Source organism: Helicobacter pylori (genome assembly GCF_900120335.1).
Taxonomy (GTDB): domain Bacteria; phylum Campylobacterota; class Campylobacteria; order Campylobacterales; family Helicobacteraceae; genus Helicobacter; species Helicobacter pylori_BU.
Window position 1 is genome coordinate 295,003 of the sequence record NZ_LT635477.1, and the last position, 14,143, is coordinate 309,145.

Here is a 14,143-nt window from a genome sequence, read left to right on the forward strand (position 1 = left end):
AAGGTAGCGTTTAAATGAAACAATTTAAAAAGAAACCAAAAAAGATAAAACGATCGCATCAAAAAACAATCTTAAAGCGTCCTTTATGGCTTATGCCTTTACTGATTGGCGGGTTTGCTAGTGGGGCGTATGCGGATGGAACGGATATTTTGGGGCTTAGTTGGGGGGAAAAAAGCCAAAAGGTATGCGTGCATCATCCATGGTATGCTTTATGGAGTTGCGATAAATGGGAGGAAAAAACCCAACAATTCACAGGAAACCAACTCATCACAAAAACTTGGGCAGGGGGCAATGCGGCTAACTACTACCACTCTCAAAACAACCAAGACATCACAGCCAATTTAAAAAATGATAACGGCACTTATTTTTTAAGCGGTCTGTATAACTACACCGGAGGGGAATATAATGGGGGGAATTTAAACATTGAATTAGGCAGTAACGCTACTTTTAATCTAGGTGCGAATAGTGGGAATAGCTTCACTTCTTGGTATCCTAATGGGCATACTAATGTTACTTTTAGCGCTGGGATTATCAATGTGAATAACAGCGTGGAAGTGGGCAATCGTGTGGGATCGGGAGCTGGCACGCACACCGGTACAGCCACTTTAAACTTGAACGCTAATAAGGTCAATATCAATTCCAATATCAACGCGTATAAAACTTCGCAAGTGAATATAGGCAACGCTAACAGCGCCATTACCATTAATTCGGTTTCTTTAAGTGGGGATACTTGCAGTTCTTTAGCTAAAATTGGCAGTGGGGCTAATTGCTCCACTTCTGGGCCTAGCTATTCTTTTAAAGGGACGACTAACGCTACTAACACGACTTTTAGTAACGCAAGCGGTAGTTTCACTTTTGAAGAAAACGCCACTTTTAGCGGGGCGAAATGGAATGGGGGGGTATTCACTTTCAATAAAGAGTTTAACGCTACTAATAATACCGCCTTTAGTAGTGGTAGCTTCACTTTTAAAGGCACAAGCTCTTTTAATGGTGCTTCGTTTAGTAACGCTTCCTATACTTTTGACAATCAAGCCACCTTTCAAAACAGCTCCTTTAATGGGGGGACTTTTACTTTTAACAACCAAAGTAATCCAACTAACAGCGCTCAGCACCCCCAAATTCTGTTTGAAAACAGCTCTTTTAGCGGCAGCGCTACCACTCTTAAGGGTTCTGTAATTTTCCAGCAAGCCTTTAACAATTCAAACCAGCAACTAACAATCCAAAACGCTTCGTTTGATAACGCCACTTTTAACAATACCGGTAAAATCACTATAGAAAAAGATGCGAGCTTTAATAACACTTCGTTCAACACTTCTGTTGATACAAACAACATGACCATTAGTGGTGGCGTTACTTTAAGCGGTAAGAATGATTTGAAAAATGGCTCAACCCTTGATTTTGGGAGTTCTAAAATCACTCTCGCTCAAGGGGCGACTTTTAACCTTACAAGTTTAGGGAGTGAAAAGAGCGTAACGATTTTAAATTCTAGCGGTGGGATCACTTATAATCATCTTTTAAACCATGCGCTCAATAGCCTAACAAACGCCTTAAAAACAACTGAAAGCCCTTCAAAGCCGCAAAGTTTCGCTCAAGGCTTGTGGGATATGATCACTTATGATGGGGTTACCGGACAGCTTTTGAGCGAAAACGCTACGACACCTAAACCCGCTGACTCTTCGCCCTCTGCACCCACTAAAGACTCCCCACAAGTCTATCAAGTGGGCTATAAAATAGGGGATACTATCTACAAACTGCAAGAAACTTTCAGCCACAATTCCATTATTATCCAGGCTTTAGAGAGCGGGACTTACACGCCACCCCCTGTCATTAGCGGCTCCAAATTTGACTTATCCGCTTCAAATTATATCAATTCTGACATGCCTTGGTATGATCATAAATATTACATCCCCAAATCCCAAAATTTTACAGAGAGCGGGACTTATTACTTGCCGAGCGTTCAAATATGGGGGAGCTACACTAACTCGTTTAAACAGACCTTTAGTGCGAGTGGTAGCAATCTGGTGATTGGGTATAACGCAACATGGACTGGAAATAGCGTTTCTTCTAGCGGCACGGTGTCTTTTGGGGACACTTCAGGGAGCGCTCTTAATGGGCATTGCGGGCCTTGGCCCTATTACCAATGCACAGGCACAACTAATGGTGTTTATAGCGCTTATCATGTGTATATCACAGCGAATCTGCGTTCTGGCAATCGTATAGGCACCGGTGGGGCAGCCAATCTGGTCTTTAATGGGGTAGATAGTATCAATATCGCTAACGCTACTATCACGCAACATAACGCCGGGATTTATTCAAGCTCCATGACTTTTTCCACGCAAAACATGGATAGTTCGCAGAATTTGAATGGTCTAAACGCTAATGGCAAACTTTCCGTGTATGGCGCAACTTTCACTAACCAAGCCAAAGACGGGAAATTCATTTTCAATGCGGGGCAAGCGACTTTTGAAAACACCAACTTTAATGGAGGAAGTTACCAATTCAGCGGCGATAGCTTGAATTTTTCAAATAACAACCAGTTCAATAGCGGTTCGTTTGAGATTAGCGCAAAAAACGCTTCGTTCAATAACGCCAACTTTAACAATAGCGCTTCTTTTAATTTCAATAATTCTAGCGCGACCACTTCGTTTGTGGGGGATTTCACTAACGCTAATTCAAATTTGCAAATCGCTGGGAACGCTGTTTTTGGGAACTCTACTAATGGCTCTCAAAATACTGCTAATTTTAATAATACCGGCTCTGTTAATATTGCAGGGAATGCAACTTTTGATAACGTGGTATTTAACAGCCCTACGAACACGAGCGTGAAAGGGCAGGTTACTCTCAATAACATCACTTTAAAAAACTTGAACGCTCCTTTGTCTTTTGGCGATGGGACGATTGCTTTTAGCGTTCATTCGGTTATCAATATTGATCAGGCTATCACAAATGGCAACCCTATCACCCTTGTAAGTTCTTCTAAAGAAATTGAATACAACGACGCTTTCAGTAAAAATCTGTGGCAGCTCATCAACTACCAAGGGCATGGGGCTAGCAGTGAAAAACTCGTCTCTAGCGCGGGTAATGGTATTTATGATGTGGTGTATTCTTTCAATAACCAAACCTACAATTTCCAAGAGGTTTTTTCACCCAACAGCATTTCTATCCGGCGTTTGGGCGTTGGCATGGTGTTTGATTATGTGGATATGGAAAAATCGGATCATTTATATTATCAAAACGCTCTCGGTTTTATGACCTACATGCCTAACAGCTATAACAATAATTTAGGGAATCCAAACAACACCATTTATTATTACGACAACAGCATTGACTTTTATGCGAGCGGGAAAACTCTATTCACTAAAGCGGAATTTTCTCAAACGTTCACCGGGCAAAACAGCGCGATCGTTTTTGGGGCTAAAAATATATGGACGAGCGTAAGCGATGCGCCGCAATCTAACACCATCATTCGCTTTGGGGACAATAAGGGGGTAGGGAGCAATGATGCGAGCGGGCATTGCTGGAATTTGCAATGCATAGGTTTTATCACAGGGCATTATGAAGCGCAAAAGATTTACATCACCGGCAGCATTGAAAGCGGGAATCGCATTTCTAGCGGTGGGGGCGCGAGCCTTAATTTTAACGGGCTTCAAGGCATTCTTTTAACGAACGCGACTTTGTATAACCGTGCCGCTGGCACGCAAAGCTCTTCTATGAATTTTATCTCTAACAGTGCGAACATTCAGGCTCAAAACTCCTATTTTATAGACGATACCGCGCAAAATAAAGGCAACCCTAATTTTAGTTTCAACGCTTTGAATCTGGATTTTTCTAACAGCTCTTTTAGAGGCTATGTGGGGCAAACGCAGTCTGTTTTTAAATTCAATGCCGTTAATGCGATCAGTTTCACTAACAGCTCTAATTTAAGCTCTGGTTTGTATCAAATGCAAGCTAAAAGCGTGTTGTTTGACAATTCCAATTTAAGCGTTTCAGTGGGGACAAGCAGCATTAAAGCCAATGCGATCAATCTTTCTCAAAACGCCTCTATCAATGCGAGCAACCATTCAACCTTGGATCTTCAAGGCGATTTGAATTTGAACGACACCAGCTCGCTCAACCTCAACCAAAGCACTATCAATGTTTCCAACAACGCCACGATCAACGATTATGCGAGCTTGATTGCGAGTAATGGCTCTCACCTTAATTTTAACGGAGCGGTTAATTTCAATTCAGCGAATATTACTACGAGTTTGAATAATTCCTCTATCGTGTTTAAGGGGGCGGTCTCTTTAGGAGGGCAGTTTAATTTAAGCAATAACTCTTCTTTAGATTTTCAAGGCTCTAGCGCTATCACCTCTAACACGGCGTTTAATTTCTATGATAACGCTTTTTCTCAAAGCCCCATTATTTTCCATCAAGCCCTTGACATTAAAGCGCCCTTGAGTTTGGGAGGCAACCTCTTAAACCCTAACAACAGTAGCGTGCTGAATTTGAAAAACAGCCAGCTTGTTTTTAGCGATCAAGGGATCTTGAATATCGCTAACATTGATTTACTAAGCGATCTGAATGGTAATAAAAATCGTGTGTATAACATCATTCAAGCGGACATGAATGGTAATTGGTATGAGCGTATCAACTTCTTTGGCATGCGCATCAATGATGGGATTTATGATGCTAAAAACCAAACTTATAGTTTCACTAACCCTCTCAATAACGCCCTAAAAATCACCGAGAGCTTTAAAAATAACCAACTGAGTGTTACGCTCTCTCAAATCCCGGGTATTAAAAACACGCTCTATAACATTGGCTCTGAAATCTTTAACTACCAAAAAGTTTATAACAACGCTAATGGCGTGTATTCTTATAGCGATGACGCACAAGGCGTGTTTTATCTCACGAGCAGCGTGAAAGGCTATTACAACCCCAACCAATCCTATCAAGCCAGTGGTAGTAATAACACCACGAAAAATAACAATCTAACCTCTGAATCTTCTATCATCTCGCAAACCTATAACGCTCAAGGCAACCCTATTAGCGCGTTACACATCTATAACAAGGGCTATAATTTCAATAATATCAAGGCGTTAGGGCAAATGGCGCTCAAACTCTACCCTGAAATTAAAAAGATTTTAGGGAATGATTTTTCTCTTTCAAGTTTGAACGATTTGAACTCTAATGTGCTAAACCAGCTTACCAAACTCATCACGCCTAGCGATTGGAAAAACATTAACGAGTTGATTGATAATGCGAATAATTCGGTCGTGCAAAATTTCAATAACGGCGCTTTGATTGTAGGAGCGACTAAAATAGGGCAAACAGACACCAATAGCGCGGTGGTTTTTGGGGGCTTGGGCTATCAAAAGCCTTGCGATTACACCGATATTGTGTGCCAAAAATTCAGAGGCACTTATTTGGGTCAGCTTTTGGAGTCCAGCTCGGCTGATTTGGGCTATATTGACACGACTTTTAACGCTAAAGAAATTTATCTTACCGGCACTTTAGGGAGCGGGAACGCATGGGGGACTGGGGGGAGTGCTAGCGTAACTTTTAACAGCCAAACTTCGCTCATTCTCAACCAAGCCAATATCGTAAGCTCGCAAACCGATGGGATTTTTAGCATGCTGGGTCAAGAGGGTATTAATAAGGTTTTCAATCAAGCCGGGCTCGCTAATATTTTGGGCGAAGTGGCGATGCAATCCATCAATAAAGCCGGGGGATTAGGGAATTTGATAGTAAATACGCTAGGGAGTAATAGCGTGATTGGGGGGTATTTAACGCCTGAGCAAAAAAATCAAACCCTAAGCCAGCTTTTGGGGCAGAATAATTTTGATAACCTCATGAACGATAGCGGTTTGAACACGGCGATTAAGGATTTGATCAGACAAAAATTAGGCTTTTGGACCGGGCTAGTGGGGGGATTAGCCGGACTAGGGGGCATTGATTTGCAAAACCCTGAAAAGCTTATAGGCAGCATGTCCATCAATGATTTATTGAGTAAAAAAGGGTTGTTCAATCAGATCACTGGCTTTATTTCCGCTAACGATATAGGGCAAGTCATAAGCGTGATGCTGCAAGATATTGTCAAGCCGAGCGAGGCTTTACAAAACGATGTAGCCGCTTTAGGCAAGCAAATGATTGGCGAATTTTTAGGCCAAGACACGCTCAATTCTTTAGAAAGCTTGTTGCAAAACCAGCAGATTAAAAGCGTTTTAGACAAAGTCCTAGCGGCTAAAGGCTTAGGGCCTATTTATGAACAAGGTTTGGGGAATTTGATCCCTAATCTTGGTAACAAGGGGCTTTTCGCTCCCTATGGCTTGAGTCAAGTGTGGCAAAAAGGGGATTTCAGTTTCAACGCGCAAGGCAATGTTTTTGTGCAAAATTCCACTTTCTCTAACGCCAATGGAGGCACGCTTTCTTTCAACGCAGGAAATTCGCTTATTTTTGCCGGAAACAACCACATCGCTTTCACTAACCATTCTGGAACGCTTAATTTGTTGTCCGATCAAGTTTCTAACATTAGCATCACCACGCTTGATGCCAGCAACGGCTTTAAGATTAATGCCGCTAATAACAATGTTTCCGTATCTCAAGGCAATCTGTTTATCAACGTCAGTTGCGCGCAACAAGGCACTCCAACGACAGCTAGTGCCACAAACCCTTGTGCGCTTAGCACTCAAAATAACGCTTCTTCTAATAACGCGTCAAATAACGCGCCAATCGCCTTGAATAATAACGATGAGAGCTTGATGGTTACGGCGAATGATTTCAATTTTTCAGGCAATATTTACGCTAACGGGGTGGTTGATTTTTCAAAGATTAAAGGCTCTGCAAACGTTAAAAACCTGTATCTTTACAATAACGCTCAATTCCAAGCCAACAACCTTACGATTTCCAACCAAGCGGTGTTAGAGAAAAACGCCAGCTTTGTAACGAATAACTTAAACATTCAAGGCACATTTAACAACAACGCCACGCAAAAAATAGAGGTGCTTCAAAATTTAGTGATCGCTTCAAACGCTTCTTTAAGCACCGGGATTTATGGACTAGAAGTAGGGGGGGCGTTGAATAATTTTGGGGCGATTCATTTTAATTTAGAAAATATTCAAACGCCTGTAAATCCGCTCATTCAAGTAGGGGGGATCATTAATCTCAACACTACCCAAACGCCTTTTATAAATGTCAATAACAGCATGGCCAATAACACGACTTACACTTTATTAAAAAGCGGCCGTTACATCAATTACAATATCAACCCCGATAGCTTGCAATCGTATTTGAAGCTCTATACCTTAATCAACATCAACGGAAACCACATAGAGGAAAAAAACGGCGTATTGACTTATTTGGGCCAACGGGTTTTATTGCAAGATAAGGGGTTATTATTGAGCGTAGCGTTGCCTAACTCAAACAACGCCTCTCAAAACAACATTTTAAGCCTTTCTGTTCTTCATGACCAGATTAAAATGTCTTATGGCAATAAAGCGATGGATTTTACCCCCCCCACCTTACAGGATTACATTGTGGGCATTCAAGGGCAAAGCGCGCTCAATCAAATTGAAGCGATAGGGGGGAATAACGCTATCAAGTGGCTTTCAACATTGATGATAAAAACCAAAGAAAACCCGCTTTTTGCGCCGATTTATTTAGAAAACCACTCTTTGAATGAAATCTTAGACGCAACAAAAGATCTTCAAAACACCGCAAGCTTGATTTCTAACCCTAATTTTAGAGACAACGCTACCAACCTTTTAGAATTGGCGAGTTACACCCAACAAACCAGCCGTTTGACAAAACTCTCTGATTTTAGGGCTAGAGAGGGAGAGTCCGATTTTTCTGATCGCTTGTTAGAGCTTAAAAACAAGCGTTTTAGCGATCCTAACCCTAGCGAGGTTTTTGTCAAACACTCTCAACTCAGCAAACACCAAAATAACCTTTGGGTTCAAGGGATTGGGGGAGCGAGCTTTATTTCTGGGGGCAATGGCACGCTTTATGGCTTGAATGTGGGCTATGACCGGTTGGTTAGAAACATGATCCTTGGGGGTTATGTGGCTTATGGGTATAGCGGTTTTAACGGGAACATCATGCATTCTTTGGCTAATAATGTGGATGTGGGGATGTATGCTAGGGCTTTTTTAAAAAGAAACGAATTCACTTTGAGCGCGAATGAAACTTATGGAGGCAATGCAACTAGTATCAATTCTTCTAATTCTTTGCTCTCTGTGTTGAACCAACGCTACAACTACAACACCTGGACAACGAGCGTGAATGGGAATTACGGCTATGATTTCATGTTCAAACAAAAAAGCGTGGTGCTAAAACCTCAAGTGGGCTTGAGCTATCATTTCATAGGCTTGAGCGAGATGAAAGGCAAAATGCAAAATCCAGCTTACCAACAATTCGTCATGCATTCAAACCCCTCTAACGAATCGGTTTTAACGCTCAACATGGGGTTAGAGAGCCGTAAATATTTTGGCAAAAATTCCTATTATTTTGTAACAGCGAGGTTGGGCAGGGATCTTTTGATCAAAGCTAAAGGCGACAATATGGTGCGTTTTGTGGGTGAAAACACTTTATTGTACCGCAAGGGGGAAATTTTTAACACTTTTGCGAGCGTGATCACAGGAGGCGAAATGCATTTGTGGCGTTTGATGTATGTGAATGCGGGGGTGGGGCTTAAAATGGGCTTGCAATACCAAGATCTTAATATCACTGGGAATGTGGGCATGCGAGTGGCGTTTTAGCTTTTTTGCTATAATGCTTCGTTCAAATTTTATGGTTAGGTTTTTCCATGTTTAATTATGAAGAGCTGTTTCAAACTTATAAAACCCCTTTTTACCTCTATGATTTTGGCAAGATCAAACAGGCTTTTTTGAATTATAAAGAAGCGTTTAAGGGGCGTAAATCTTTGATTTGCTACGCTTTAAAGGCGAATTCTAATTTGAGTATCCTCTCTTTATTGGCGCATTTAGGGAGTGGAGCAGATTGCGTTTCCATAGGCGAGATACAAAGGGCTTTAAAAGCCGGGATCAAGCCTTATAAAATCGTGTTTAGCGGGGTGGGTAAGAGCGAATTTGAAATAGAGCAAGCCCTAAAACTCAACATTTTATTTTTGAATGTGGAAAGTTTTATGGAATTAAAAACGATTGAAACAATCGCTCAATCTTTAGGGATAAAGGCTAGGATTTCCATTAGAATCAACCCTAACATTGACGCTAAAACGCACCCCTATATTTCTACCGGTTTGAAAGAAAATAAGTTCGGCGTGGGAGAAAAAGAAGCTTTAGAAATGTTTCTTTGGGCTAAAAAAAGCGCGTTTTTAGAGCCTGTTAGCGTGCATTTTCATATCGGATCGCAGCTCTTAGATTTAGATCCGATTATAGAAGCGAGTCAAAAGGTGGCTAAAATCGCTAAATCTTTGATCGCTTTAGGGATTGATTTGTGCTTTTTTGATGTGGGTGGAGGGATTGGCGTGAGCTATGAAAATGAAGAAACGATTAAGCTTTATGATTACGCGCAAGGGATTTTAAACGCGCTTCAAGGCTTGGATTTGACCATTATTTGTGAGCCGGGCCGCTCGATCGTGGCTGAGAGTGGGGAATTGATCACGCAGGTTTTGTATGAAAAAAAGGCTCAAAACAAGCGCTTTGTAATCGTAGATGCGGGCATGAATGATTTTTTACGCCCCAGTTTGTATCATGCTAAGCATGCCATAAGGGTCATAACGCCTTGTGGGGGGCGTGAGATCTCGCCTTGCGATGTGGTAGGGCCTGTGTGTGAGAGCAGCGACACTTTTTTAAAAGACGCCAATTTGCCAGAATTAGAGCCAGGCGATAAATTAGCCATAGAAAAGGTTGGGGCTTATGGCTCTAGCATGGCCAGTCAATACAATTCGCGCCCCAAACTCTTAGAATTAGCCCTAGAAGATCACAAAATCAGAGTGATTAGAAAAAGAGAGGCTTTAGAAGATTTATGGCGGCTAGAAGAAGAAGGCTTAAAAGGGGTTTGATCAGATGCAAAAGAATTTGGATAGTCTTTTAGAAAATTTAAGGGCTGAAATTGATGCGTTGGATAATGAATTGAGCGATCTTTTAGACAAACGCTTAGGAATCGCTTTAAAAATCGCTCTTATCAAACAAGAAAGCCCCATTTATTGCCCTAAAAGAGAGCGAGAAATTTTAAAACGACTCAGCCAAAGGGGTTTCAAGCATTTGAATGGAGAAATTCTTACGGGTTTTTATGCAGAGGTTTTTAAGATTTCTAGAAATTTTCAAGAAAACGCCCTAAAAGAGTTAAAAAAATAAAAGAGAGTTGCCATGTTTGAAGAAATTACCCTAGAACATAAGGACCTGTTTTCAAGGTTTTTACAAACTCAAAAAATCGTTTTATCAGATGTGAGTTTTACCAATTGTTTCTTATGGCAGCACGCAAGGCTCATTCAAGTGGCTGTGATTAGGGATTGTTTGGTCATTCAAACCACTTATGAAAACCAAAAACCCTTTTATTTCTATCCTATCGGTAAGAGGCCGCATGAATGCGTGGAAGAGCTTTTGAAATTAGAAAAAAATTTAAGATTCCACTCCCTGACTTTAGAGCAAAGAGACGATTTAAAAGACAATTTTGTAGGGGTGTTTGATTTCACTTACAACCGAGACAGGAGCGATTATGTTTATTCTATTGAAGAACTGATCGCGCTCAAAGGGAAAAAATACCATAAGAAAAAAAACCACTTAAACCAGTTTTTAACCAATCATGCGAATTTTGTTTATGAAAAAATTTCTCCTCAAAACAGAAAGGAAGTTTTAGAAGCCTCTAAAGCGTGGTTTTTAGAAAGCCAGACCGATGATATAGGGTTAATCAACGAAAATAAGGGCATTCAAAGCGTTTTAGAAAATTATGAAAGCTTGGATTTAAAGGGGGGGCTTATTAGGGTTAATGGGGAAATAGTCTCGTTTAGTTTTGGGGAAGTTTTAAACGAAGAGAGCGCGCTCATCCACATTGAAAAAGCCCGCACAGATATTGCAGGCGCGTATCAAATCATCAACCAACAATTGCTTTTGAATGAATTTAGCCATTTAACTTACGCTAACAGAGAAGAAGATCTAGGATTAGAGGGCTTAAGAAGGTCTAAGATGAGCTATAACCCGGTGTTTTTGATAGACAAATACGAAGCCGTTGCTAGAGATTAAATGATTTTTGGGGATTTTAAATATCAAAAAAGCGTTAAAAAACTCACAGCCACTAATTTCAACGAGCTTAAAAACGCCTTAGATTTTATCTCTCAAAATAGGGGGAAGGGGTATTTTGTGGGGTATCTTTTGTATGAAGCGCGCTTAGCGTTTTTAGATGAAAATTTTCAAAGCCAAACCCCTTTTTTGTATTTTGAACAATTTTTAGAAAGAAAAAAATATTCTTTAGAGCCTTTAAAAGAGCATGCGTTTTACCCTAAAATCCACAGCCCTTTAGATCAAAAAACTTATTTCAAGCAGTTTAAAGCCGTTAAAGAGCATCTCAAAAACGGCGATACCTATCAAGTGAATTTGACAATGGATTTATTGTTAAACACTAAAGCCAAACCAAAGCGCGTTTTTGAGGAAGTGGTACACAACCAAAACACGCCTTTTAAGGCTTTGATAGAAAATGAGTTTGGGAGCGTTTTAAGCTTTTCGCCGGAATTGTTTTTTGAATTAGAGTTTTTAGACACAGCGATTAAGATTATCACAAAACCCATGAAAGGCACGATCGCTCGCTCAAACAACCCCTTGATAGACGAAAAAAACCGATTGTTTTTGCAAAATGATGACAAAAACAGAAGCGAAAATGTGATGATCGTGGATTTATTGCGTAACGATTTGAGTCGCTTAGCCTTAAAAAATAGCGTGAAAGTCAATCAATTGTTTGAAATCATCAGCTTGCCGAGCGTGTATCAAATGATAAGCGAGATTGAAGCTCAATTGCCCCTAAAAACAAGCTTGTTTGAGATTTTTAAGGCGTTGTTCCCTTGCGGCTCGGTTACCGGATGCCCTAAAATAAAAACCATGCAAATCATTGAAGATTTAGAAAAACGCCCTAGGGGGGTGTATTGCGGGGCGATAGGCATGATTGAAGAAAAAAAAGCCCTTTTTAGCGTGCCTATCCGCACTTTAGAAAAAAGAGCACGCGAAGATTTTTTGCATTTGGGGGTAGGGAGTGGGGTAACTTATAAAAGTAAAGCTTCAAAGGAATATGAAGAGAGCTTTTTAAAAAGCTTTTTTGTGATGCCTAAAATAGAATTTGAGATTATAGAGACGATGAAAGTTATCAAAAAGGATCAAAAATTAGAGATTAACAATAAAAACGCCCATAAAGAACGCTTAATGCATAGCGCTCAATACTTTAATTTCAAATGCGATGAAAATCTTTTGGACTTTGAATTAGAAAAAGAAGGGGTTTTAAGGGTTTTATTGAACAAAAAGGGCAAGCTCATTAAAGAATATAAGCCCCTAGAGCCTTTAAAAAGCCTAGAAATCCGTTTGAGTGAAGCCCCCATTGACAAACACAATGATTTTTTATACCACAAAACCACTTACGCCCCTTTTTATCAAAAGGCTCGAGCGCTCATTAAAAAAGGCGTTATGTTTGATGAAATCTTTTATAACCAGGATCTAGAACTCACTGAGGGTGCTAGGAGCAACCTTATTTTAGAAATCCACAACAGGCTTTTAACCCCTTATTTCAGCACGGGCGCATTAACCGGGACGGGCGTTGTGGGGTTGTTAAAAAAAGGGCTTGTTGAGCATGCCCCTTTAAAATTACAAGACTTGCAAAGAGCGGCTAAGATCTATTGCATTAATGCTTTATATGGTTTAGTGGAGGTGGGAATAATAGGTTACCCAATGGAGCAAAAAAGTTAAAACTCACCCATAATAATTATAATGATTAAATTTTTCACATTCATTATAAATCCATTTATACAAGTATTTTATAAATCCAATAGAGGGTTTTTAGGAACTCTCATCAAAAAAAATAAGGAACATAACATGAGACATGGAGATATTAGTAGCAGCCCCGATACTGTGGGCGTAGCGGTAGTCAATTATAAGATGCCTAGACTCCACACTAAAGAACAGGTGTTGGAAAATTGTCGCAATATCGCTAAGGTGATTGGTGGGGTCAAACAGGGTTTGCCTGGGTTGGATCTGATTATTTTCCCTGAATACAGCACGCATGGGATCATGTATGACAGACAAGAAATGTTTGACACAGCCGCAAGCGTTCCTGGGGAAGAAACCGCAATCCTTGCTGAGGCTTGTAAGAAAAACAAGGTTTGGGGAGTGTTCTCTTTGACAGGGGAAAAACATGAGCAGGCTAAAAAGAATCCCTATAACACTTTGATTCTTGTCAATGATAAGGGTGAGATCGTGCAAAAATACCGCAAAATCTTGCCTTGGTGCCCTATTGAATGCTGGTATCCTGGGGATAAAACCTATGTGGTTGATGGGCCTAAGGGCTTGAAAGTTTCTTTGATTATCTGCGATGATGGGAACTACCCTGAAATTTGGCGTGATTGTGCGATGCGTGGGGCAGAGCTTATTGTGCGCTGTCAAGGCTACATGTATCCGGCTAAGGAGCAACAAATTGCGATAGTGAAAGCCATGGCGTGGGCTAATCAATGTTATGTAGCGGTAGCGAATGCGACCGGCTTTGATGGGGTGTATTCCTATTTCGGGCATTCTAGCATTATTGGTTTTGACGGGCATACTCTGGGCGAATGCGGGGAAGAAGAAAATGGTATTCAATACGCTCAGCTTTCCGTGCAACAAATCCGTGATGCGAGGAAATACGACCAAAGCCAAAACCAACTCTTCAAACTCTTACACAGAGGTTATAGTGGGGTTTTTGCTAGTGGCGATGGGGATAAGGGTGTGGCGGAATGCCCTTTTGAGTTCTATAAAACTTGGGTTAATGACCCCAAAAAAGCTCAAGAAAATGTAGAAAAAATCACTCGCCCAAGCGTGGGTGTGGCCGCTTGTCCTGTAGGCGATTTGCCCACGAAATAAAGGGCAAAAGGAGGGGTTTTTGTAGATGCCTTAAAGCGATAAGAGGGTAAAAATTTAAAAAATGCTAAAAAGCGTTTTTTACAATATAGATATAAAAAAGCTTGACGCTA

At 40.7% G+C, this 14,143-nt stretch carries 6 protein-coding genes; all 6 read left to right on the plus strand.

What is annotated here, in order from left to right:
* Positions 1-14: 14 nt before the first annotated feature.
* Positions 15-8,738 carry an immunomodulatory autotransporter protein ImaA gene (gene imaA / locus CS889_RS01490; RefSeq protein ID WP_089086624.1) on the plus strand — a complete coding sequence of 2,908 codons (8,724 nt, stop codon included), beginning with the start codon at positions 15-17 and terminating at the stop codon, positions 8,736-8,738.
* A 47-nt stretch (positions 8,739-8,785) separates the two neighbouring features.
* Positions 8,786-10,003: a diaminopimelate decarboxylase gene (gene lysA / locus CS889_RS01495; protein ID WP_001947466.1), complete on the plus strand. Its 1,218-nt coding sequence runs from the start codon at positions 8,786-8,788 to the stop codon at positions 10,001-10,003.
* A 4-nt stretch (positions 10,004-10,007) separates the two neighbouring features.
* Positions 10,008-10,298, plus strand: a complete 291-nt coding sequence (locus CS889_RS01500; protein WP_089086625.1) for a chorismate mutase — start codon at positions 10,008-10,010, stop codon at positions 10,296-10,298.
* 12 nt (positions 10,299-10,310) lie between these two features.
* The gene (locus tag CS889_RS01505) at positions 10,311-11,183 is read left to right on the plus strand and encodes a DUF2156 domain-containing protein (RefSeq protein ID WP_089086626.1); all 873 of its coding nucleotides are present in this window, start codon (positions 10,311-10,313) and stop codon (positions 11,181-11,183) included.
* Positions 11,184-12,887, plus strand: a complete 1,704-nt coding sequence (locus tag CS889_RS01510) for a bifunctional chorismate-binding protein/class IV aminotransferase (RefSeq protein ID WP_089086627.1) — start codon at positions 11,184-11,186, stop codon at positions 12,885-12,887.
* A 126-nt stretch (positions 12,888-13,013) separates the two neighbouring features.
* Positions 13,014-14,033: an aliphatic amidase gene (locus CS889_RS01515; RefSeq protein ID WP_089086628.1), complete on the plus strand. Its 1,020-nt coding sequence runs from the start codon at positions 13,014-13,016 to the stop codon at positions 14,031-14,033.
* Positions 14,034-14,143 lie beyond the last annotated feature (110 nt).

Coding starts and splice junctions, on each gene's coding strand:
- CS889_RS01505 (WP_089086626.1), top strand. CDS start 10,311: ATGTTTGAAGAAATTACCCTAGAACATAAGGACCTGTTTTCAAGGTTT.
- lysA (WP_001947466.1), top strand. CDS start 8,786: ATGTTTAATTATGAAGAGCTGTTTCAAACTTATAAAACCCCTTTTTAC.
- CS889_RS01500 (WP_089086625.1), top strand. CDS start 10,008: ATGCAAAAGAATTTGGATAGTCTTTTAGAAAATTTAAGGGCTGAAATT.
- imaA (WP_089086624.1), top strand. CDS start 15: ATGAAACAATTTAAAAAGAAACCAAAAAAGATAAAACGATCGCATCAA.
- CS889_RS01515 (WP_089086628.1), top strand. CDS start 13,014: ATGAGACATGGAGATATTAGTAGCAGCCCCGATACTGTGGGCGTAGCG.
- CS889_RS01510 (WP_089086627.1), top strand. CDS start 11,184: ATGATTTTTGGGGATTTTAAATATCAAAAAAGCGTTAAAAAACTCACA.